This window comes from Streptomyces sp. NPDC001381 (assembly GCF_042895685.1).
In the GTDB taxonomy this organism is placed as follows: Bacteria; Actinomycetota; Actinomycetes; order Streptomycetales; family Streptomycetaceae; genus Streptomyces.
Window position 1 is genome coordinate 278,842 of sequence record NZ_JBIAWO010000004.1, and the last position, 21,406, is coordinate 300,247.

The 21,406-nt window shown below is 72.2% G+C and carries 20 protein-coding genes and 1 tRNA gene; 12 read left to right on the forward strand and 9 right to left on the reverse strand.

Annotated features, from left to right (window positions below; genetic code table 11):
* Positions 1-60 precede the first annotated feature (60 nt).
* Positions 61-4,305, reverse strand: coding sequence for a hypothetical protein (locus tag ACFY2L_RS19885; protein WP_390822932.1), 4,245 nt, complete (start codon positions 4,303-4,305; stop codon positions 61-63).
* Between the two features lie 461 nt (positions 4,306-4,766).
* Here ACFY2L_RS19885 and ACFY2L_RS19890 point away from each other — a divergent pair, with 461 nt between their 5' ends.
* Positions 4,767-5,270, forward strand: a complete 504-nt coding sequence (locus ACFY2L_RS19890; protein WP_390822933.1) for a hypothetical protein — start codon at positions 4,767-4,769, stop codon at positions 5,268-5,270.
* 389 nt (positions 5,271-5,659) lie between these two features.
* Here ACFY2L_RS19890 and ACFY2L_RS19895 read toward each other — a convergent pair whose 3' ends face one another.
* From ACFY2L_RS19895 to ACFY2L_RS19905, 3 genes are all read right to left on the reverse strand, one after another.
* The gene (locus tag ACFY2L_RS19895; RefSeq protein WP_390822934.1) at positions 5,660-6,478 is read right to left on the reverse strand and encodes a glycosyltransferase family 2 protein; all 819 of its coding nucleotides are present in this window, start codon (positions 6,476-6,478) and stop codon (positions 5,660-5,662) included.
* Between the two features lie 7 nt (positions 6,479-6,485).
* Positions 6,486-7,082, reverse strand: a complete 597-nt coding sequence (locus ACFY2L_RS19900; protein WP_390822935.1) for a UTRA domain-containing protein — start codon at positions 7,080-7,082, stop codon at positions 6,486-6,488.
* 229 nt (positions 7,083-7,311) lie between these two features.
* Positions 7,312-7,911 (reverse strand): DUF6344 domain-containing protein, encoded by a 600-nt coding sequence (locus tag ACFY2L_RS19905; protein WP_390822936.1) that lies wholly within the window; start codon positions 7,909-7,911, stop codon positions 7,312-7,314.
* A gap of 255 nt (positions 7,912-8,166) precedes the next feature.
* On the opposite strand from ACFY2L_RS19905, the gene ACFY2L_RS19910 reads away from it, so the two are divergent.
* Both ACFY2L_RS19910 and ACFY2L_RS19915 read left to right on the forward strand, forming a co-directional pair.
* A complete protein-coding gene (locus ACFY2L_RS19910) occupies positions 8,167-8,295 on the forward strand; it encodes a DLW-39 family protein (protein ID WP_003999697.1) in 129 nt (42 codons plus the stop codon).
* Positions 8,296-8,490: 195 nt separating this feature from the next.
* Positions 8,491-9,837: a hypothetical protein gene (locus tag ACFY2L_RS19915; protein WP_390659770.1), complete on the forward strand. Its 1,347-nt coding sequence runs from the start codon at positions 8,491-8,493 to the stop codon at positions 9,835-9,837.
* Here ACFY2L_RS19915 and ACFY2L_RS19920 read toward each other — a convergent pair.
* Entirely contained in the window at positions 9,801-12,038 is a 2,238-nt protein-coding gene (locus ACFY2L_RS19920) for a protein kinase (RefSeq protein WP_390822937.1), read from the reverse strand. The two genes, ACFY2L_RS19915 and ACFY2L_RS19920, sit on opposite strands and share 37 nt — an antisense overlap.
* Before the next feature lie 319 nt (positions 12,039-12,357).
* Positions 12,358-12,906 (reverse strand): helix-turn-helix domain-containing protein, encoded by a 549-nt coding sequence (locus tag ACFY2L_RS19925; protein WP_390659768.1) that lies wholly within the window; start codon positions 12,904-12,906, stop codon positions 12,358-12,360.
* A 179-nt stretch (positions 12,907-13,085) separates the two neighbouring features.
* Here ACFY2L_RS19925 and ACFY2L_RS19930 point away from each other — a divergent pair.
* Positions 13,086-13,158 (forward strand) — tRNA-Ala (locus tag ACFY2L_RS19930).
* Between the two features lie 378 nt (positions 13,159-13,536).
* On the opposite strand, the gene ACFY2L_RS19935 is transcribed toward ACFY2L_RS19930, so the two are convergent.
* Complete coding sequence (locus ACFY2L_RS19935; protein ID WP_390659767.1) at positions 13,537-14,259, reverse strand: DUF5324 family protein; 723 nt, start codon at positions 14,257-14,259, stop codon at positions 13,537-13,539.
* Between the two features lie 234 nt (positions 14,260-14,493).
* Here ACFY2L_RS19935 and ACFY2L_RS19940 point away from each other — a divergent pair, with 234 nt between their 5' ends.
* Both ACFY2L_RS19940 and ACFY2L_RS19945 read left to right on the forward strand, forming a co-directional pair.
* Complete coding sequence (locus tag ACFY2L_RS19940; RefSeq protein WP_390659766.1) at positions 14,494-15,021, forward strand: peptidylprolyl isomerase; 528 nt, start codon at positions 14,494-14,496, stop codon at positions 15,019-15,021.
* 88 nt (positions 15,022-15,109) lie between these two features.
* Positions 15,110-16,003 (forward strand): rhomboid family intramembrane serine protease, encoded by an 894-nt coding sequence (locus tag ACFY2L_RS19945; protein ID WP_390659765.1) that lies wholly within the window; start codon positions 15,110-15,112, stop codon positions 16,001-16,003.
* Positions 16,004-16,257: 254 nt separating this feature from the next.
* On the opposite strand, the gene crgA is transcribed toward ACFY2L_RS19945, so the two are convergent.
* A complete protein-coding gene (crgA, locus tag ACFY2L_RS19950; protein WP_046727637.1) occupies positions 16,258-16,512 on the reverse strand; it encodes a cell division protein CrgA in 255 nt (84 codons plus the stop codon).
* A 139-nt stretch (positions 16,513-16,651) separates the two neighbouring features.
* On the opposite strand from crgA, the gene ACFY2L_RS19955 reads away from it, so the two are divergent.
* From ACFY2L_RS19955 to ACFY2L_RS19980, 6 genes are read left to right on the forward strand one after another with little or no spacing between them, the layout of a single operon-like run.
* On the forward strand, positions 16,652-17,419 hold the full coding sequence (locus ACFY2L_RS19955; protein ID WP_390659764.1) for a DUF881 domain-containing protein: 768 nt from the start codon (positions 16,652-16,654) through the stop codon (positions 17,417-17,419).
* A 22-nt stretch (positions 17,420-17,441) separates the two neighbouring features.
* Positions 17,442-18,125 (forward strand): class E sortase, encoded by a 684-nt coding sequence (locus ACFY2L_RS19960; protein ID WP_390659763.1) that lies wholly within the window; start codon positions 17,442-17,444, stop codon positions 18,123-18,125.
* 52 nt (positions 18,126-18,177) lie between these two features.
* Entirely contained in the window at positions 18,178-18,339 is a 162-nt protein-coding gene (locus tag ACFY2L_RS19965; protein ID WP_390659762.1) for a hypothetical protein, read from the forward strand.
* Entirely contained in the window at positions 18,336-18,974 is a 639-nt protein-coding gene (locus ACFY2L_RS19970; protein ID WP_390659761.1) for an aminodeoxychorismate/anthranilate synthase component II, read from the forward strand. Before ACFY2L_RS19965 ends, ACFY2L_RS19970 begins: the two co-directional genes overlap by 4 nt.
* Entirely contained in the window at positions 18,971-20,053 is a 1,083-nt protein-coding gene (locus ACFY2L_RS19975) for a class E sortase (protein WP_390659760.1), read from the forward strand. Before ACFY2L_RS19970 ends, ACFY2L_RS19975 begins: the two co-directional genes overlap by 4 nt.
* 45 nt (positions 20,054-20,098) lie before the next feature.
* Complete coding sequence (locus tag ACFY2L_RS19980; RefSeq protein ID WP_390659759.1) at positions 20,099-20,860, forward strand: class E sortase; 762 nt, start codon at positions 20,099-20,101, stop codon at positions 20,858-20,860.
* Positions 20,861-20,905: 45 nt separating this feature from the next.
* On the opposite strand, the gene ACFY2L_RS19985 is transcribed toward ACFY2L_RS19980, so the two are convergent.
* Positions 20,906-21,343, reverse strand: coding sequence for a hypothetical protein (locus ACFY2L_RS19985; protein ID WP_390659758.1), 438 nt, complete (start codon positions 21,341-21,343; stop codon positions 20,906-20,908).
* Between the last annotated feature and the right edge of the window lie 63 nt (positions 21,344-21,406).

The following is a 21,406-nucleotide window of genomic DNA, read 5'->3' on the forward strand; positions in this document are numbered from 1 at the left end:
GATCAACGGGAGGCGACTGGTCGGGCGGAGGGGGGACTTGTGACCGGGATCACTCTGGGGTCAGGGGTCGCACGGAGGGTCGTACGAGAGGCGGGGGAGGTATTCGTTCCACTTCTGGGGGGTCAGGACGTTCCGGGTGGTGGAGCAGATGTGGGCGATCGCCTGGTCGACGTCGAGGTTCCACAGACGGACCGTGTCGGCGCCGCTGGAGACACCCAGCATGTGGCTCTCGGGGCTGAAGGAGAGGAAGTTGCCGGTCTTGGCGTTGGGGCTCATCGCCTGGCCGATGGGGGAGGCGTCGGAGGGGACGCGGACGTTCCACAGGCGGACCGTGTTGTCGTTGCCGCCGCTGGCCAGCGTGCCGCCGTCCTGGCTGAAGGTGAGGGAGACGACCGCCTCCGTGTGCCCGGTGAGGGGGGAGCCGAGGCGGGTGGCCCTCGCGGGGTCGGCGATGTTCCACAGGCGGACCGTGTCGTCGTCGCTGCCGGACGCCAGGGTCCTTCCGTCGGGGCTGTAGACCAGGGCGTTGACCGGACCGAGGTGGCCCTTGAGGGGGGAGCCAAGGCGGACCGTACGGCTCGGGCCGGTCACGTTCCACAGGCGGACGGTGCCGTCCGCGCTGCCGGACGCCAGCGTTCTCCCGTCGGGGCTGAACGCCAGGGCGTTGACGTATCCCTTGTGGCCCGTGAGCGGTGAGCCGAGCCGGGTGACGTGGGAGGGGTCGGCGACGTTCCACAGCTGGACGGTGCGGTCGTCGTAGCCGGTCGCCAGGGTGCGGCCGTCCGGGCTGTAGGCGAGCGCGTCGGGGCCCGTGAAACGGGTGCGCAGGGTGATCGGCGATCCGTAGGCCACCGGGTGGGCCGGGTCGGTGACGTTCCAGAGGTGCACCGCCCGGTTGCCCGTCAGCACCGCGAGGGTGCGGCCGTCGGGGGAGAAGACCAGCGAACGGTAGCCGCCGTCCCCGGGCATGAAGGGTTCGCCGAGCGGCTCGGGCCGGTCCGGGCGCCGCACGTTCCACAGGCGGACGCGTCCGTCGCGGGCGGCGGTGCCGAGCACCTTGCCGTCCGGCCGGAACGCTCCGGTGCGGCCGACCATGTCCGACGTGGGGACCGACCACAGGCGGATCTTGTTGTCCCCGCTGCCGGTGGCGAGGGTGGTCCCGTCGGGGCTGAAGCCCAGGGCGTACATCTCGCCGCTGCTGCCCGCGAGGGGCTCGCCGACCTGGGAGGGGTACGCCGGATCGCCGACGTTCCACAGGATGGCCGTGCTGTCCGCGCTGGCGGCGGCGAGCATCGAACCATTCGGGCTGAACGCCACGGACCACACCGGGCCGGTGTGGCCGGTGAGCGGCACGCCAAGAGCCCCCGCGTGCCCGGGGTCCGCCACGTTCCACAGCCGTACGGTGTCGTCCGCGCTGCCGCTGGCGAGCGTACGGCCGTCCGGGCTGAACGCCACCGAGTGGACCGTGCCGTCGTGCCCGGTGAGCGGCCTGCCCAGCGGTCGCGGGTGACGGGGGTCGGCCGTGTTCCACAGCCGTACGGTGTTGTCGTCGCCGCCGGTCGCGAGGGTGCGGCCGTCCGGGGCGAACGCCACGGAGCGGACGGCGGCGGTGTGGCCGCCGAGCGGAGCGAGGGCCTTCGGGGCGGACGGGTCGGCGACGTTCCAGAGGCGGACCTTGCCGTCCTCGTGCGCGGAGGCCAGGGTGCGGCCGTCCGGGCTGAAGGCGACCAGGTAGACCGTGCCGCCCCGGGCCTTCAGCACGTCCCCCAGGAGGCGGGGTGCGGCCGGGTTGCGCACGTCCCACAGGCGGACCGTGCCGTCGTCGCCGGCGCCGGCGAGCGTGTGGCCGTCCGGGCTGAAGACCGCGCTGCTCACCCAGCTGGTGTGACCGGTGAGGGGCTTGCCCAGCGGCTCGGGGCGGGACGGGTCGGCCACGTTCCACAGGCGGATGGTCCGGTCGTAGCTGGCGGTGGCCAGGGTCTTGCCGTCCGGGCTGAACGAGGTGAGGTAGACGGCACCGGTGTGGCCGAGGAGCGGCGTGGCCAGCGGGGCGTTGACGATCGAGATCAGCCGGTTGCGCGCGCCCTCGTCGCCCGGCCGCAGCCGGTGGGCGACCAGGTCGAGCTGGGCGGACAGCGACGGGTCCGTGTACTGCACACGGTCGGCCTCCGCGACCACCTGCTCGAACACGGCGTCGTTGCGCTGCTGCCACGCGACCACCGCCGCGCCGACCGCCAGCATCGCCAGCACCACCAACGCCGACACCGCGCCGCGGCTGATCCAGACGGTGCGCCGGCGCAGCCGGACCGACGCGGCCAGGAAGTCCACCGCGCTGCGGGTCAGGAAGGTGTCGCCGGCCGACTTCGCCCAGGTGTGCGCCTGTTCCAGGCGCGATCCCCGGTACAGCAGCGAGGAGTCGCGGTGGGAGTTCTCCCAGGCCCGGCCGTCCTCCTCGAGGCGCTGACGCAGCAGATGGTCGCTGCGGTCCTCGTCGATCCACTCGCGCAGCCGCGGCCACGCGGTCAGCAGGGCCTCATGGGTGATCTCCACCGACTCCGCGTCCAGTGTCACCAGCCGGGCGCGCACCAGCGCCTCCAGGGACTCCTCCGTCGCGCCGGGGTCCGTCGACTCCTGCGCCAGCTGACGGCGGGTGCCGCGGCGGCGGGTGGCCTGGGTGTCCTCGCCGAGCCGGACCAGCCTCAGCAGCAGCAGCCGGGCGGCCGTCCGGGCGGCCGGGTCCAGACCGGACCAGGCCCGCTCGGCGGTCGCGGCGACGGCGCCCTGGATGCCGCCGGCCGCCCGGTAGCCGGCCAGGGTCAGCCGGCCGGCCTTGCGGCGCTGCCAGGTGGCGAGCAGGGCGTGGGACAGCAGCGGCAGGACGCCGGCGTCGTGGGCGCCGCGCGGGCCGTCGGCGCTGACCTCCCGGACGATCAGCTCGGCGAGTCCGGGTTCGAGTTCGAGACCGACGGCCTTGGCCGGGCCGGTCACCGCCTCGCGCAGCTCCGCCGTGGTCAGCGGGCCGAGGACCATGTGCCGGTGCTGGAGGGCGTCGGCCAGTTCCGGATGGGCGAGGCACTGTTCGTAGAAGTCGGCGCGGATGCCGAGGACGACCAGCACCGGGGCCCGCTCCCCCGGCCGGGCGGGCGTGGCGGCGGCGTGCAGCAGCTGGACGAAGGCGCGCCTGACGGCCTCGTCGGAGCAGAGGGTGAAGGCCTCCTCGAACTGGTCCACGATGACCACCGGCCGCGCGGCCTCGGGCGACTCCCGGAGCGCCCAGGCCGTGACGGCCTCCCGCACGGCCCGCGCGAACTCACGGGTGCCGGGTTCGGGGGTGCGGGGTTCGGGGGTGCCGGGTTCGGGGCGGGTGAGGGGGGCGTGGGAGAGGGGGGCACGGGAGGTGGAGCTGCGGGAGAGCGGCATACGCGTGTCCGGCACGCCTGCTCCCGACGTCGCCTCCGCCTCGGCCGCCCTCTCCGCCTCGGCAGTCGCCTTGGCCGTCGTCTCCGCCTTGGCCGTCGCCTCGGGCGCCGTCTTCGCATCCGCCTCCGGAACGTCGGGTTCCCGTGTACCCCGTACCCGTCGCACGAGCGCCGTGAGCTCGGGGATCCGGTCGGCCAGTTCCGCGAGCGGGTCGGCTCCCGGGACGAGCTGCAGTACGTCCCGTGCCGCGCCGTTCTCGTCGCCGAGCGCGCCCTCGCGCAGCGCGGGCACCAGGCCGGCGCTCAGCAGCGAGGACTTGCCCGCGCCCGAGGCGCCCACCAGCATCACCAGGCCGCCCGCGCGTCCCGCGGCGCGCAACTGGGTGACCAGGGCGTCGGTGCTGCGCTCCCGGCCGAAGAACCAGCGGGCGTCCTGCTGGCGGTAGGAGGCCAGGCCCCGGTAGGGACACACGCCACCGGGGACGGCGGCGGCCTCGGCCGGAGCCTGCTCCTTCTCCGTCTCCTCGGTGGAGACGGCGCCCTCACCGGCCGCGACCGGGTCGGCCAGCGCGCGCTCCCAGAGGCGCTGCCACTGGGGCATGTCGTACAGGCCGGGGGAGACCGGGGCGGGCCGGGCGCGCCGGGCCTCGGGGATCAGGACGTGGAGGACGGCGGCGAGCGCGGCGAACTGGGCGGGTACGTTCCTGGCCCGGCGCCAGTCGCTGATCCGCTGGGCGGACACCCGCACCTGGCGCCCGCGCTCGTCGACCCGCTGCAGCCGGGCGACCGCCTCGGACACACGCTTGAGGGGAGGGTTGCCGGCCTCCTTGTACAGCAGCGCGAGGCGCTCGGCGAAGGCTGTGCGTGCCCCTGAGTCGAGACTCAAGGTCTCCACCCCTTTACTTCCCCCGCACCTGGAATCCGGACCGGAAAACTCACTTTATACGTCTGACCTGCGGCAATGGTGAGGACCGGATGTCGGTACCCTCCTCGCCGTGCGCCGCAGCTGGCAGGATCCAGGCCACAGCCCGACGTCACCCGCACCGTTCGGCAGCGGTCCGCACGAGGGGAGGGACCGGTGCCGAACGGTGTGGCGTGCGCGATGTCGTGTGCAGTGCGCACCGGTCACTTTCCGCTCCTCGGTTCCCGAACCGGGTTGAGTTACCCCGGGCCCGCCGCCCTCACGCATCGATCCACCGTCGGGGCCACTTCCCGATCACCTTTGGCCGGGACTCGTCGCCGGGCGGCGCCGCGCCGCGGCACAGCGGGCCGTCGGACTCTGGTTAGCTGACGGCCCGTCAGTTATGGTCGCCCTGCCATGCCGACACGGAAGGGTAGGCGAGCGCCATGGAGACCCGACAGACCGGTCAGGCCCGTCCCCGGAGCCCGCAGCCGCCGGGGGCTCCCCGCTGGGTCGCGATGTTCCACGATCCGTCCTCACAGTCCTGGCGGGCCGCCGCGGAATCGCCCGACCGGGTGCCCGTGCTGTACGCGGTGGGCGAGATGACCCAGGTCACGCGAGCGCGCGGGGAGGACGTGACGGTCGATCTGTGGGGCCCTAAGGACGGCGCGTGGCACCGCTACGACACCTCCCCCGCTCCCGTGGCCGCCCCCGAGGCGCCCGAGCCGCCGCCTTCCGGCGACACCCCCGCGCCGACCAGGCTCGCGGAACGCATGGAGGACCGCCGGCACCAGGTCCTCATGGCGGGCCTGAGCAAGGCCGGTCTCTACGACCTCACCCCGGACGACGTCACGGCCGTCCGTGCCCTCGTGGACGGGGCCGACGAGACGACCCTGCGGCGGGTCGCCCACTGGCTGACCGTCGCCGCGGGTCAGCCGACGGCCGAGTAGCGCCTGTCTGGCGGGAGCAGGCCAGGTCAGGCCGGCGGGCGAGGCAGGTCCGGCGGAACAGGAGGGTCCGGCCGAGAACAGGAAGGTTCTGGCGGGACGGGCCAGGGCCGGAGTGGCGGCCGAGGCGGGCGAAGCAGGCCAGGCCGGGCCGGGCCGCTGGATCAGGCCAGGCCGACGGCACAGGCATGTCCGGCGGGTCGGCCGAGGCCGGCGGATCAAGCCGGGCCAGGCCGGCTGGTGAAGCCAGGCCAGGTCGGCGGGCCAGGCATGTCCGGCGGAACAGGCAGGTCCGGCGGGCCAGGCATGTCCGAAGGGTCGGGATGTCCGGCGGAACAGGGGATGTCCGGCGGAACAGGGGATGTCCGGCGGAACAGGGGATGTCCGGCGGGTCAGGCCTGGCCGGTGTCGACGGCGATCGCGGGGGAGCCTTCGGGGTAGCCCCAGCCGAACGACGCGAGGGCCCGGGCCCTGGCCTCCACGACCGCCATCCGCGCCTCCCGCTCGGCGGGGTCGACGTGGGCGGCCTGGCCCGTGGCCTGCCCGGCCCACTTGCGGTACAGGAGGCCGACCTCGGGGGTGAACCAGCCCCGGCTCACCGCGTTGAGCGCGAGCAGCAGACCGGTGTCCTCGGACGCGGGCAGCGCCATCCAGCCGCCCAGGGCCGCCAGCAGGTCCCGGCGGACGAAGAGGGAGGCCGGGTGGACCTGGGCGAGGAAGCCGTTCGCCTTCCAGTGGTCGAGCACGGCGCCCCGCTCGATCGGCCCGCCCGCGGGATCGCCAGGGAAGCCGACCGTGGAACCGTCCGGCAGCAGGTCCAGGACCCGGGAGGTCGCCCAGCCGAGGCCCGGATCGCCCTCCAGGGCGGCCAGGTCGCGGGCGAGGGCGCCGGGCGTGAGCCGGTCGTCGGCGTCCAGGATCTTCACGTACACGCCCCCGGCGTGCGCGAGCGCGACGGTACGGGCGACGCCGGGACCGCCGGGGCGCCCCTGGCGGAAGGTCACCCGCGGGTCGTCGGGGACGTGCGGGGCGACGGCGTCGGTCGTGCCGTCCTCCTGGACCACCCAGTGCCACTCCCAGCCCTCGGGCAGCTCCTGCTCGCGCAGCGATGCCCACGCCTCGGGCAGATACCGGGCCGAGGGGGCGTGGACCGCGGTGACGACGACGATGCGCCGGTCCACGGCGGCGTCGGCCGCCTTCCGTGTCGTCATGTCGGGCTCACCACCTCTCCAGACAGGTGGTGAACAGCAGCTCCGTACGGTCGGCGGGCAGTGTCACGTCGGCGATGTTCACGACCCGGTCGTCGATGTCGTACGAGGTCTTGCGCAGCAGGATCACCGGCGCGCCGGGCGGCAGCTCCAGCTCCCGGGCCTCCGCGGGGTGCGGTGCGCGGGCGGTGAGGCGTTCCTCGACACGGTCCACCTCGATGCCGACGGTGTGCAGCTGGCTCTGGGTGCCGCCGGGCCAGGGCTCGTTCGTCTCGTCCAGCAGCTCGGGGTTGGCGGCGATCATCTCGCGGACCAGATAGGAGGTGACCAGCGCGAAGGGCGCGCTCTCGGCGTCGTACCGGGTCCGGTAGGAACGCTCCAGGAGCACGGTGCCCGCGGGGACGCCGAACGCCTCCGCCAGCGCTCGCGGCGCCGCGAGGTCGCGGTACTGCGCGTGGAAGACCAGGTCGGGAGAGTCCAGGCCGGTGTCCTGCTCGGTCGCACCGGTTGTGGCACGCACTGTTCTCGGCGCGCGTGCTCGGTCCTTCTCCCACTGGTGCCGGCCGTTGTCGCGGACGACCGGGGTCCGTTCGCAGTTCTGGGGCACGGAGTCAGGTTAATGGGGGGCGTGGTGCGTACGGCGAAGGCCCGGGCGCTCCGGGGAGTCGCCGGGCCTGCATCGCGCGGTCGGTACGCAAGTCGCCGTCACGTCGTGCGTGGTGCTGAGCTGGTTTTCCTCAAGTCGGTGCTGCCAGGCGCTGCCTGGTGATGCCGTGTGAAGTTCCGTCTGTTCGTCACGTCCGTGCTGCTCCGGACGGGGGTGCGGCGCCCGGGGCTCAGCGCTGCAGCGGGATGGAGGGCTCGTCCGGTTCCGCGGTGTCGCAGGCGGTGGTGTCCTCGGCCGCGTCCGCGTCGGAGAGGGGACGGTGGCGGCAGCTGGGGGACTTGCCGTGGGCCTCGGCGAGGATGCGCTGCTTCATCGTGGGGGGCAGGGACCGGGTGGAGAACCAGTCCCAGGAGGAGGTCGCCGGCCAGTTCGTCGCCGAGGCGCTCCCGGTCGGCGCGCTGCCGGCGGTGGCCTCGCCGCGGGCGCGGGGGGCACCGACGTCGCTTCGGCTGCCGGCGTGGCCGACGTCGCCCACGTGGCGGGCGGTGCGCTCACCGACTCCGCTCGTGGGGCGGGCGTCGGCCTCAGCGATCCTGGTCTCACGGGCCCCGGTCTCACCAGCCCTGCTCTCAGCGGCTGTGCTCTCACCGCCCCTGCTCTCGCCGGTCTTGTTCTCGCTGCCGCCGGTGTTGCCGCCGCCGGTGTGCGTCGGTCCGGTCTGCGCCGTCGCGGTCGTGGCGGTCGACGTGATGAAGCCGAGCGCCGTGCACAGCGCGAGGAAGGCGGTGACGATGGCGGTCCACAGCTTCTTGACCCGGTTCTCGGTCATGCCCCTCACTTTCGGGTTGGGCGATTTGCGTACTTTGCTCATGATGTGTATGGGGGTCGGGAAGAGGGGGACCGACGCACACGACGGGGCGATGTTCCGATGAACACCACTCGGACGGGTGCACGTGCGACGACGGTTCATCGGGCTGCCGAAGGCGGGAGTTGAGAGGCCGACGCAGGTCACCGATCGATATCGGTCGGTGTGTATAGTCGGGCGCCAGAGGTCCCTTACGTCAAGGAAAGACGAGGTCGCGCGGTGAAGAAGCTTCTCCTGGTCGCACTGGCCGCCATCGGCGGGCTCCTCGTGTACCGCCAGATCCAGGCGGATCGCGCCGAGCAGGATCTGTGGACGGAGGCGACTGACTCCGTGCCCACGGGTTCGTGAGTACCGACACCAGAGACTGAGATCCAGCCAGACCCCGGCCGCCGTAGCGGTCGGGGTTTTGTGTTTCCGGTTGCGGACTCCTCGGCCCGGGGATAGAGGAGCGCGTTTCGGACGCTCGTACGGAATGCGGGGGCGGACGCCGGGGCGGCGGGGCAGGATGGGCCACGTTCGGACCAAGGCGAGGGGGCGGGTTTGATGGCCCGGCGGGCGGGGCGGGCGGCGGCTGGGCTGGGCGCCGTGGTCATGGGCGTGCTTCTGGCGGCGACGGTCCCGGCGCCCGGTGCCGTCGCCGCGCCGGACGTCCCGTCGTACGCCTTCGCCGACGACGTCCGTGACGCCCGCGCCGCGACCGGCACCGCGCAGGCCGCGCGCCTTGCGTCCGGAGCGACGTACAAGAGCGAGCTTCCGGCCGGTGAGAAGGCCTACTACCGCCTGGATCTCGACGCCACGTCGACCGCGTACGTCTCCGTCACCGCGATCCCCCGCCCCGGCAGCACGCCCGCCGTCGGCGACGGCGTCTCGGTCTCCGTCCAGGACGCTCGCGGCGCGAACTGCTCCTACGAGTCGGCCACGATCGGCGCCGCGCGCAGCCCGCAGCCGGTGACGGCCTGGGGCGCGCGGGAGATCAGGCCCGGGAAGGGGCTGTGCCAGAAGGCGGGCACGTACTACGTGGTCGTCGAGCGGACGGACACCGGCGCCGGCGAGGGTGTGGACGACCCCTGGGAACTGGAGCTCGCGCCCGTCTCCGAGCCGCCGCTCGTGCGGGACGACGCCACGAGCGTGCCCGAGGCGTGGGACTCCGCGACACCCGCGGCGCCCTCCGGGGAGCCGGTGGTGCGTTCCGGCGGCGCGGGCTTCACCGCGGCGACCGCCGTCGAGCAGGGTGTCTGGCGCGACGAGGTGGTCCCCGGCGAGACCGTCTTCTACAAGGTCCCCGTCGACTGGGGGCAGCAGCTGTACGCCGAGGCCGATCTGTCCGGCGGCACCGCGTCCGGGGCCGACTCCGCGTCCGCGTACGTGGTCGACGCGCTGGAACTGACGCTCTACAACCCGGTGCGGGCCAAGGTCGAGGCCCGGGGCACCGGCTACGGCGGCAGTGAGAAGTCGGCCTCCCTGGACCCCGTCCCGCCCGTCCGGTACGTCAACCGGTACGCCCCCACCGACCCCGTGAGCAGCCTGCGGTTCGCCGGCTCGTACTACCTCGTCGTCCATCTCGCCGCCCAGGTCGCCGAGCGGTTCGGCGACGGGCCCTACGAGGTGACGCTGCGCGTCCGTCTCGGCGGTACCGCGCAGGCCGGTCCCGGATACGCGTGGCGGCCGGTGCCGAGCGGGGTGTTCGGCGCCGACACGGGGTTGAGCCCGGCCGGGGGGTCCGCCGCGGGTGGGGGCGACGCCGTGATGACGGCGGTCGCGGTGGCCGGCCTCGGCACCGGAAGCGCGCTGCTGCTGTTCCTCGGCGGGTGGACCCTGACCGCCCGCCGGGCCTCCGCTCGGACTCGCGCCGGTCAGATACGGGCCAACGCCCAGAACCCCACGGCGTAGCAGGCCAGCGCGAGGAGCAGCAGCGGCACCGCGACCTTGGCGGGCGGTCCCGGCCGGCTCCGGCGCACGGCCCGGTGCCCCCGGCGCTGCGGGGCCGCCGGTACCGGGTCCTGGGCGGTGTAGGAGGCGGTGACCGCCTCGCCGTGGCGCCCCGGGGAGGCGGGCAGGGCGTAGGCGGGGTCGTGGGGGGCGGTGGAGAGGTACGGCTGCGGGGTGGGCGTGGGCGTGGGGGTGGCGGTGACCGTTGGCAGCGGGGGCGGCAGGTGGAAGCTGCCGGTGTCCGACATGGAGGGGGTGGGGGTGGGCGTCGGGGTGGGGGTGACCGTGGGGGGATGTGCGGGGAAGCGCGGCGCGCTCGGTGCGGAATGCGGCTCGGGCAGGCGGCCGGCGGTCCGCGGTACGGCTCCTGCCCCGGACTGACCGGCCGGGGACCCGCCCCCGGCGGCAGCCGACGAGGCGGCGCCGTGGCCGGCCCAGGCGGAGGGCGGGGTCCTGCCGGGAGCGGCCGGATGGGGAGCGGCGGCCGGGGTGTGAGGCGGGTGAGGTGTCTGAGGGGACGTTTCTCCTGGGCCGGCCGCGCCGGGGGGTGTGGCGGGCTGCGCGGGCAGGGAATCCGTGCCCGCAGGGACCGGGCCGGGGGGAGTGTCCGGCCGGAAGGGAAGCGACCCTCCGCCGGGGTGGGCCGTCCCGGGAGGCGTGGCCGGCTGGACCGGCGGGAGTCCCGCAGCCGGGTGGCCCGCGGGTGCGACGGCGCCGGGGTGGGCCGCGGCGGGCGGTGCCGTCGGCCGTGCGGGCGGGGTGCCCTCGGCGGGATGACCCGAGGGGGGAGTGGGGACCGGGCGCGCGAAGCCGGCGGCCGTACCCGCATGGCTGGGGGCGGGTGTCGTACCGGCGGGGCCGGGGGACGGTGTCGTACCGGCGTGGCGGGGGGTGGAGGTCGGACCGGGGTGGCCAGGGGTGGGGGGCGTACCGAGGCGACCGGGGGCGGACGTCGTACCCGCATGGCCGGGGGCCGGAGTCGCGCCGGGATGGCCGGGGCCGGGATCGGCACCGAGGTGGCCGGGGGTGGGGTTCGTCCCGGGGTGGCCAGGGCCCGGGTGCGCACCGGGGTGGCCGGGGGTGGGAGTCGTACCCGCGTTGCCGGACACCGGAGTTGTTCCCGCAGCGCCGGGTGTCGGGCCCATGGCCAGGTGGTCCGGGTGGTCCGGGTGGTCCGGGTGGGGTGGGGTTCCCGGGGGGACGGAGAGGGGAGCGGCGTCCGGGTGGCGCGGCGGCGGTGCTCCGCCCGGGCGTGTGGAGGGGGCCGTCCTCCGCAGTGGCTTCAGGGGGCCGTCGGGGGCGAAGCCCTTGGGGAGCGGGCCGAGTTGGTCGAAGATCTCGATGAGTTCGTCGTCCGGGCCGGGCTCGGGGAGGAGTTCGGCGGCGGCCGCCAGCGCCTTGCGCGCACCCGTGGCCGTACGGAAGCGGGCTTCGGGGTCGGGCTGCAGCAGCATGGCGACGACCTGCCACAGCGGTTCGGGAATTCCCTTGGGAGCGCCCGGGGTTCCGTGCTCGGTGAAGTACTGGACGAGCGCCTTGGTGTCCGGCTTGGCGCCTTCCAGGAGGTACAGCGCGACCAGGCCGACGGCGAACAGGTCGGCGGGGAAGGCGGGATCGGCACCCAGCATCTGCTCGGGAGCGAGGTAACCGGGCGTCCCCACCACGAGGTTGGTCTCGGTCAGGCGCGGTTCGCCCAGTCGCATCGCGATGCCGAAGTCGGAGAGCCGCAGCCGGGGACGGGCGGTGCCGGTGGCCTCCAGCAGCACGTTGGCCGGTTTGATGTCCCGGTGGACCACGCCTTCCGCGTGCACCGCCGCGAGCCCGGACAGCAACTGGTCGAGCAGGGTGCAGACGAACGCCGGCGGCAGCGGACCGTAGTCGCCGACGAGATGGACCAGCGAACCCCCGGCCACCAGGTCCATGGTGAACAGGACCTTGTCGTCGTCGGCGGCCCAGCTGGCGGGCGCGAGCACATGCGGGTGGTCGATCCTGAGCGCCTGTTCGCGGACGAACCGCAGCAGGGAGTGGGCGTCCCGCTGCTGGAGCACCTTGGCGGCCACATAGCGGCGACGGCGGTGGTCCCAGGCGCGCCAGACCGCGCCGACCCCTCCGCGCCCGATCGGGTCGGCCAGTTCGTACCGTCCGGCGAAGACCTCACCCATGGCAGTGCGTCGCTCCTCCCCCTCAGGTGTCCCCCCTGCTACCCCCTCGCTACCCCCGCGGCGAGCGATACGACCCCCGTGTCCCCCTGGTCCTCGGGGCGAGTACCCCGGGCCCCTCGGGTATGTCCCCCGTGCCCCCGTATGTGTCCCCCGTGGACCCCCGTGCGCGTCCCCCGTGGACGCCGTACTTGTCCCCCGTGGACCCCCGTACGTGTCCCCCGTCGGCCGGGCCGTGTGTCTCCACGCCCCTCCGGCCGCAGTCCTTCCCGCTGTTTCCGCGTCCGGCGCCGAACCCCCTTGGGGCGACCGGACCGGCGGATCAGTTCTGGTGGGACTGGTAGTGCGTGACCGCGTCCGAGGTACGGCCGGCGCCGTACACCCGGAGGAACTCTGCCAGTTCCGGGTGGGTCGGGGCGAGAGTGTCGGCGGCGTCGATGATGTCGCCCGCGGCGGCGACCGAGCGCAGCAGCGACTGGATCTCGCGGACCACCCGCTTGACCGTGGGCGCGCCCGAACTGCTCGTCGTGGCGGTGGTGTTGCTGAGCACGGAGCCCCCTTGCGACTGCTTGATCTCGTCCATCCGCTCGGTCGCCTCGGCGGCGCTGACGCTGCCGTCCGCGACCTGTCCGGCCAGTTCCTGGAGCAGCTGCACGCGCTGCACCACGGCCGGGTTTCCGATCTTCGCCCGCTGACCGCTCATCAGCTGGGACAGCATCGGTGCGGACAGTCCCAGGACTCCCGCGAGACGAGCCTGGTTGAGGCCAAGATCGTCGATGAGCTTACGGAAGAGCGCCCCCAGCGGCTCCCCGTACCAGTTCCGCTGCAGTTCCCGCGCTCTCGCGGTCGCTTCCTGCTGTGCGGCGTCCATTGCGTCTCCCCATCGCTTCCCCAGAACATCCACGGTTCGCTGTAGCGAACCACGTCGAGCATCTTACGGAGAGTGGTCATGCACGGGGACCCCCAATCTTTTTGCGAGATACCCCCGGTGACCCGGTACTCTGGTCTGCGGCGGCCGCCGGGACGGGTTCTCGGCCGGACGTCCCTTCCGGGGCCTTAGCTCAGTTGGTAGAGCGCTGTCTTTGCATGGCAGATGTCAGGGGTTCGACTCCCCTAGGCTCCACATCCGGAAAGCCCCTCTGACCTGTGGAAACACAGGACAGGGGGGCTTTTTCGACAGCCTGCCGGGGCAGCGTCGGCCGCCTGGCGGGTCCCCGGGCCGTTGTCCGCGGGGACGGGGGAGCCCGGACCGCCGCGCAGAACGGCCCCCGCCACGCAGGTCCGACCGCTGCCGCGGCGCAGGACGGCCGCCGCCACGCGGGACGGCCTCCGTGGCGCGTGCCGGAACCCCGCCCGGACCGAGGACGCCTCGCGGGAGCCGGTCCGCGGTCCAACCCCTCGGTCCGCGGGGTGATTTGGCTCCACGCTGCCGGGTGCACGGCGAAGGGCGGGAGACGTGGGAGTCTCCCGCCCCGGTGCGAGCCGTCGGTGGTGGGGCCGGTCAGCCGCGGTCGTCGCGGTCGGCCTCGTCCTCGGCCTGCTTCGCCTGGACCTCGGGGTCCAGGACGGAGGTGTCACCGCTGCCGTCCACCGAGGTCAGACCGCCCGATGCGGGGACCTCCGTGGGCGCGGGCGGTTCCACCAGCCAGTCGGGGTTGGCCTGCTTGTCCCACCACTTCCAGGCCGCGAAGGCACCTCCGGCGACCGCGCCGGCCACGGCCAGGGCCTTGGCGAGCTTGCCGGCCCGCGCCCGCCGCCGGTGCCGGCGCACGAGTTTCTCGATCTCCTTCGGTGTCACCTGGCCGCGCAGCGCGGCCAGCGCGGCGATGCCGCGGGCGGCGGCCTCGTCCTTCACGGGCAGGGCCGCGGCCACCGCCTGCTCGATCCTCGGCCGGGAGTACTCGGCGGCCTGGCGCGAGTACTCGGCGGCCTGCCGTGCGGCCAGGCGGGCACGGACCGCCGCCTCCTGCGCGGCCTGGTCGACCTTCGGTGGTACGTGCGTCCGCGCCTGTTCCAGCCGGGGCGCGACATGAGTGCCGTACTGCGTTCGGGCCTGCTCGGCGGCCAGCGACACCTTGGGCGCGAGTCGTACACGGGCCTCGTGCGCGTACTGCGAGGCCCTTTCCTTGGCCGTGTCGGCGTAGGGCGCCACCACTTCCGCGGCGTGCAGCACGCTGTCCTTCGCCGAGCCGGTCGCGGCGCGCACGCTGTCGATGCGGGTCACGGGTTCCTCCTCCTCGGTGGCGTACGGTATTTCGACTTTCCACCCTTTTACGGATCATGCCTGCCGAACGCCGACGGGGCACGTGCGGTCGGGCATCCGGGTGCCGGGGCACGTGCGACTGGGGCGAATTCGGGGCAACGGGGCCTTGTCGTCGACAATGCCACGGATCGGCTCCGGCCGCTCCCGTCCGTGCGAGGATCGGGGGATCACACGAGCACAACGGAAGGCACGATCGTGGCCGAGCAGCTCTACGCCACTCTCAGGACCGACAGGGGCGACATCGAGATCCGGCTCTTCCGGGACTTCGCCCCGAGGACGGTCGACAACTTCGTCGAGCTGGCCACCGGCGCGCGCGAGTGGGTCCACCCCGCCACCGGTGAGCGGACCACCGCCCCCCTCTACGACGGCACGGTCTTCCACCGGGTGATGAGCGGGTTCATGATCCAGGGCGGCGACCCGCTGGGCAACGGCACCGGCGACCCCGGCTACCAGTTCGCCGACGAGTTCCACCCGGAGCTGCGCTTCGACCGGCCGTATCTGCTGGCCATGGCCAACGCCGGCCCGGGCACCAACGGCTCCCAGTTCTTCATCACCGTCGCCCCCACGGCCTGGCTCAACCGCAAGCACACCATCTTCGGCGAGGTCGTCGACAAGGCGAGCCAGAAGGTCGTGGAGGACATCGCGGCCTCCGAGACCAACCCCCGCACCAACCGGCCCCTGAACGACATCGTCATCGAGTCGGTCGTCGTGGAGAAGCGCTAGGGATTGTCCGGGGCAGGAACCATCCGTCCCGCTCGTCCGTAAGGATGAGCAGGGCAGAGTCCCGTACGACGACGACCTAGGGGAGCCCATGGACCAGGCGCCAGGCAGCCGGCCGGACGACACCGACAGCGGCCTGCCCTCCTGCTACCGGCACCCGGGCCGGGAGACCGGCGTCCGCTGCACCCGCTGCGAGCGGCCGATCTGCCCGGAGTGCATGGTCAGCGCCTCCGTCGGGTTCCAGTGCCCCGAGTGTGTGCGGGCGGGCACGGGCACCGGGCATCCGCCGGCGGCGTCCCGCCCCCGCACCCTCGCGGGCGGCACGGTCGCGGGCGATCCCCGTCTGGTCACCAAGATCCTGATCGGGCTGTGTCTCGCGTTCTACCTGGTCCAGATGGCCGTGGGCGACGATTTCACCGTCCGCTTCGAGCTGCTCGGCCGGGCGTACGTGCCCGCCCTCGGGGAGGTCGAGGGCATCGCGGAGGGCCAGTGGTACCGCCTGCTGACCCCGATGTTCCTGCACGGCGGTGTCGTCCACATCCTGTTCAACATGCTCAGCCTCTGGTGGCTCGGCGGCCCCCTCGAACAGGCCCTCGGCCGCGCCCGCTACCTGGCGCTCTACTTCGTCTCGGGCCTGGCGGGCAGCGCGCTGACGTACCTGCTCGCCGAACCGAACCAGCCCTCGCTCGGCGCCTCCGGCGCCATCTTCGGCCTGTTCGGTGCCACGGCCGTCCTGATGCGCCGGATGCGCTACGACATGCGGCCGATCGTCACCCTGCTGGTGATCAACCTGATCTTCACCTTCGGGTGGAGCAACATCGCCTGGGAGGCCCACATCGGCGGCCTGGTCGCGGGTGTGCTCATCGGGTACGGCATGGTCCACGCCCCTCGCGGACACCGTGCCCTGGTCCAGTACGGGACCTGTGCGCTGGTGCTGGTGGCCGTGGTCGTGGTGACCCTCCTGAGAACCACCCAGCTCAGCTGAGCGCACTGTTGTCCACAGTGTGTGGCGAATCTTGTGCACAACGTGCGGGAACGCCGACGCCCCCTGTCATGGGCCTACGTTTACGCAGGTCAGGCAGGGGGCGAACGGGTTTTCGAAGAGTGGTGACTGCCGGTAGTTACGTCGTACCGGCGTCAACGTCCAGTGAGTTATCCACAGATCGTCGTTTCTTTTCCCCACTCTGTGGACAGCAACCTCGGGCCTGTGGATAACTCAGCGAACAGCCCTGGGGAGAGCTACTTCCACTGGGTGGAGACGCCGAAGCCCGCGGCGATGAACCCGAAGCCGACGACGATGTTCCAGTTGTCCAGGCTGTCGATGGGCAGCGAACCGTCGGTCACGTAGAAGACCACGATCCAGGCCAGCCCGATCAGGAACATGGCCAGCATCACAGGTGCGACCCAGGCCCGGCTGTTCAGCTTGATCGCGGTCGCCTGCTTGGCCGGCGGCGGCGTGTAATCGGCCTTCTTGCGGATACGTGACTTCGGCACGAGGGTCTCTCCTGTCGATGCGCTGCGTGGCCGCGCAGGTACTGGTCGGGCTCGGGGGCTGCGTACTAGGGGACTGAAGGGCTCCCCCGGGCGTCCGTTAGCGTAGTGCTTCTACGGCGCCGAAGGAGATAAGGGTACGTTGAGCAATTCTGCCGACTCCCCCGGGAAGGGTTCAACGCCCCGCTTCCGTCCCGTGCGGATGCTCACCGCGGGCGTCTTCGCCCTCGCCGGTCTCCTCTTCATCACCAGCTTCAACACGGCCAAGGGCACCAACCTCCGCACGGACGCGTCCCTGCTGAAGCTCTCCGACCTGATCCAGGAACGCAGTCACAAGAACGGCGAGCTCGACGAGTCCAACGCCGCCCTCCGCGACGACGTGGAGTCGCTGGCCGAGTCCGACGACGGCAGCACCAGCGCCGAGGACGAGAAGCTCGCGGGCCTGGAGAAGAAGGCCGGCACCCAGAAGCTCAAGGGCAAGGCCGTCACGGTCACCCTCAACGACGCCCCGCCGGACGCCACCGCCAAGCTCCCCGGCTACCCCGAGCCCCAGCCCGACTACCTCGTCATCCACCAGCAGGACCTCCAGGCGGTGGTGAACGCCCTGTGGAAGGGCGGCGCCGAGGGGATCAAGGTCATGGACCAGCGGCTGATCTCCACCAGCGCCGTGCGCTGCGTCGGCAACACCCTGATCCTCCAGGGCCGGGTCTACTCACCGCCGTACAAGATCCAGGCGGTCGGTGACCCGGAGAAGCTGCAGAAGGCCCTCGCGGACTCGCCCGCGATCCAGAACTACATGGTCTACGTCAACGTCTACGGACTCGGCTGGAAAGTCACCGAGGACGGGACGGTGACTCTGCCGGGCTACTCGGGCACAGTGGATCTGCACTACGCGAAGCCTGTGGAGTAACGAGTCCCTGTCGGAGCCGCCGGTGCGGGTGATCGTCAGAACGTTCAGCGAACTGTGCATCACCGTCGGCGCCGTCATCGTGCTCTTCGTCGCCTACGTGCTGTTCTGGACCGGCGTACGGGCCGACCGCGCCATGGGCGACCAGATCGACGCGCTGCACGAGCAGTGGGACCGGCACCCGGCCGCCGGATCCACCCCGGCCGCCGGCGCCTCCTCGCCCGCGCCGGAGCCGTACCGGGACGGAAAGCCCTTCGCGGTGATGTACATCCCGCGTCTTGGTTCCACGTGGAACAAGCCGGTCCTCGAAGGCACCTCGACCGGCACCCTGAAGAAGGGGCTCGGGCACTACACCGGAACGGCCCGGCTCGGGGCCACCGGGAACTTCTCCGTCGCAGGTCACCGGCGTACGTACGGCGACCCCTTCAAGGACTTCCCGAAGCTCGGACGCGGGGACGCGGTGGTGCTGACCGACGGGACCACCTGGTTCACGTATCGGATCGACAAAGGGCCCTACAAAACCGTGCCCTCGGACGTCGAGGTGATCGAGGCTGTGCCACGTAAGTCGGGGTATACGCGTCCGGGCCGGTATCTGACGCTGACCACGTGCGATCCGGAATGGGGGCACAGTCACCGGCTGATCGTCTGGGCGCACCTCGACTCCACACAGCCCGTGGAGGCAGGCGAACCGAAGGCCCTGCGCCGTTAGTCTGGTGGCGTACGGCGTGAGTCGGGTGCCGTGGTGCGACGGAAGGGACGGCATGTACGGCTGGATCTGGCGGCATCTGCCGGGAAACGCCTGGGTCAAGGCGTTGATCTCCATCGTGCTGGCGCTGGCTGTCGTGTATGTCCTTTTTCAGTACGTCTTCCCGTGGGCCGAACCGCTGCTTCCCTTCAACGATGTGACGGTGGACAACCAGTGAGCGCGCGCATTCTCGTCGTCGACAACTACGACAGTTTCGTCTTCAACCTGGTCCAGTACCTGTACCAGCTGGGCGCCGAGTGCGAGGTCCTGCGCAACGACGAGGTCTCCACCTCCCACGCCCAGGACGGCTTCGACGGCGTCCTGCTGTCGCCCGGTCCGGGCACCCCCGAGGAGGCCGGCGTCTGCGTCGAGATGGTCCGCCACTGCGCGGACACCGGCGTCCCCGTCTTCGGCGTCTGCCTGGGCATGCAGTCCATGCAGGTCGCCTACGGCGGTGTGGTGGACCGGGCGCCCGAGCTGCTGCACGGGAAGACCTCGCTGGTGGACCACGAGGGCAAGGGCGTCTTCGCCGGACTGCCCACCCCCTTCACCGCGACCCGCTACCACTCCCTGGCCGCCGAACCGGCGACCGTCCCGGCCGAGCTGGAGGTCACCGCCCGCACCCACGACGGGATCATCATGGGCCTGCGCCACCGCGAACTGCCCGTCGAGGGGGTGCAGTTCCATCCGGAGTCGGTGCTGACCGAGCACGGCCACCGGATGCTGGCCAACTGGCTGGTGGAGTGCGGCGACCAGGGTGCGGTGGCGAGGTCGGCGGGGCTCGCCCCGGTGGTGGGCAGGGCCACGGCGTGACCGCGCTGCGCCCCGAGCGCGAGGACTCGTACGGCACCGCGCCGTACGAGTCCTTCGGCGGTGACGCGTACGGCGGTCCCCGGGGGGACGGGTACGCCGGTGAGGCGTTCACGCAGCAGCTTCCGCCCATCGACGAGGAGACGGTGGCGCTGCGGATCCCGGAGCCGCCCCCGTCCGGATTCGGCGGCGCGGCCCTGTCGGCCTCTGGCGCCACAACAGCCTCTCCTGCCACCGGAACCACTCCCGGCGGCCGGGCGGCCCGCAGAAAGGCCGCCAAGGGCCGCCGTGGCCGTCACGGCGGCCCGCCGTCGGGCCCCGCGGACACCTCCGACCCCTCCCTCGCGCCGTCACAGGACGAGCGGCCGCTGTCGCGGATGGAGGCCCGCCGGCGGGCCAAGGCACGCAAGCCCAGCCCGGCGGTGGTGGCGAGCCGGGCGGTCGGCGAGGTGTTCATCACCACGGGCGTGCTGATGCTGCTCTTCGTCAGCTACCAGCTGTGGTGGACGAACGTGCGGGCGCACGCGCAGGCCAGCAGGGAGGCGGACAGCCTCCAGGACGACTGGGCGAGCGGCAAGCGCAACCCGGGCACCTTCTCCCCCGGGCAGGGCTTCGCGATCCTGCACATCCCCAAGCTGGATGTGGTGGTGCCGATAGCGGAGGGCGTCAGCAACAAGAAGGTGCTCGACAAGGGCATGGTCGGGCACTACGGCGAGGGTGCGCTCACCACGGCCATGCCCGGGGACAAGACCGGCAACTTCGGGCTGGCGGGACACCGCAACACGCACGGCGAACCGTTCCGGTACATCAACAGGCTCGAGAAGGGCGACGACATCGTCGTGGAGACGCAGGACGAGTACTTCGTCTACAAGATGGCGTCCCTGCTGCCGGTCACCTCGCCCAGCAACACCAGTGTCCTCGACCCCGTGCCGCCGCAGTCCGGGTTCACCGGACCGGGCCGCTACATCACCCTCACCACCTGTACGCCGGAGTTCACCAGCAAGTACCGGTTGATCGTCTGGGGCAAGATGGTCGAGGAACGGCCGCGCAGCAAGGGCAAGCCGGATGCGCTCGTCCAGTAGGAGCCTTGGGTAAGGGCCCTGCGACAGGGCTTCGAGTAAGGGCAGATGAACGTGGCAGCCACCACCGGCGACACCGAGCACGCACAGGACACGGACACGCCCGCGACGCCGCGGGGGCCGGGGCGCCGACGGGGCGGGAAGACCGCGCTCGCCGTCAGCTTCCTCGGCGAACTCCTCATCACGGCGGGCCTGGTCCTGGGCCTGTTCGTCGTCTACTCCCTCTGGTGGACGAACGTCATCGCCGACCGGCACGCCGACCGGCAGGCCGACAAGGTGCGCGACAACTGGTCCCAGGCGGACACCGGGCCGGGCGCGCTCGACACCAAGGACGGCATCGGCTTCCTGCACGTGCCCGCCATGAAGAACGGCGAGGTCCTGGTCGAGAAGGGCACGTCCGCGGAGGTCCTCAACGAGGGCGTCGCCGGCTACTACGTCGACCCGGTCAAGGCCACGCTCCCCGGCGGCAGGAACGGCAACTTCACCCTCGCGGCCCACCGCGACGGCCACGGCGCGAAGTTCCACAACATCGACAAGCTCGAGAAGGGCGACCCGATCGTCTTCGAGACGCGGGACAACTGGTACGTCTACAAGGTCTTCGCCGTCCTGCCCGAGACCTCGAAGTACAACGTCGAGGTCCTCGGCGCGGTCCCCAAGGAGTCCGGCAAGAAGAAGGCCGGCCACTACATCACGCTGACCACCTGCACCCCGGTCTACACCTCGCGCTACCGGTACGTGGTCTGGGGCGAGCTGGAACGGGTGGAGAAGGTGGACGCGGACCGGACGCCGCCGGAGGAACTGCGCGACTGACGCGGCTCCTTCGACGGCGGGAGGCATCCCCCGGCGGCCGGGCCGCTACTTCGGCTGGTAGTCCGAGCAGGTGTAGAAGCGGTCCCCCGGCTTGCTGGTGGCCTGCATGGTCACGATCCGCAGGCCGTGGGAGTTCTGCAGGGTGCTGGCCGTGTGCGTGACGACGTTGCGGCCCTCACCGCCCACGTGCCAGGGGTAGGTGGTGCTGGTGCCGTCGTAGTTGGCGGACACCAGCCGCAGCTTCGGCGCCCGGCCGTCGCTGCTCTTGTCGACGAGCTGGATGTCCACGTCGTACTTGGCCTTCGGCTTGCCGCTGCCGTCCAGCGTGACGTGCGCCTTGAAGGTGTTGTTCGGGTCGGTGCAGCTGAACTTGATCGCCACACTGGCCGCCGCCTCCGGAGCGGCCAGGCTGACCGCGCCGCCGGTGAGGGCGAGGGTGGTGACGATGGACGTGGTGATGCGGCGTGCAGCGGAACGCTTCACGGGTCTTCCCCCTGAAAGATCAGGAAAATCGGTCGCCCCCATCCGACACGTTCCGGCCGGCGT

Excerpts from the sequence above, each read along its gene's own strand:
- ACFY2L_RS19920 (WP_390822937.1), bottom strand. The coding sequence starts at position 12,038 with ATGGGTGAGGTCTTCGCCGGACGGTACGAACTGGCCGACCCGATCGGG.
- ACFY2L_RS19890 (WP_390822933.1), top strand. The coding sequence starts at position 4,767 with ATGGAGACCCGACAGACCGGTCAGGCCCGTCCCCGGAGCCCGCAGCCG.
- ACFY2L_RS19980 (WP_390659759.1), top strand. The coding sequence starts at position 20,099 with ATGAACGTGGCAGCCACCACCGGCGACACCGAGCACGCACAGGACACG.
- ACFY2L_RS19925 (WP_390659768.1), bottom strand. The coding sequence starts at position 12,906 with ATGGACGCCGCACAGCAGGAAGCGACCGCGAGAGCGCGGGAACTGCAG.
- ACFY2L_RS19895 (WP_390822934.1), bottom strand. The coding sequence starts at position 6,478 with ATGACGACACGGAAGGCGGCCGACGCCGCCGTGGACCGGCGCATCGTC.
- ACFY2L_RS19915 (WP_390659770.1), top strand. The coding sequence starts at position 8,491 with ATGGCCCGGCGGGCGGGGCGGGCGGCGGCTGGGCTGGGCGCCGTGGTC.
- ACFY2L_RS19945 (WP_390659765.1), top strand. The coding sequence starts at position 15,110 with ATGGACCAGGCGCCAGGCAGCCGGCCGGACGACACCGACAGCGGCCTG.
- ACFY2L_RS19965 (WP_390659762.1), top strand. The coding sequence starts at position 18,178 with ATGTACGGCTGGATCTGGCGGCATCTGCCGGGAAACGCCTGGGTCAAG.
- ACFY2L_RS19905 (WP_390822936.1), bottom strand. The coding sequence starts at position 7,911 with ATGACCGAGAACCGGGTCAAGAAGCTGTGGACCGCCATCGTCACCGCC.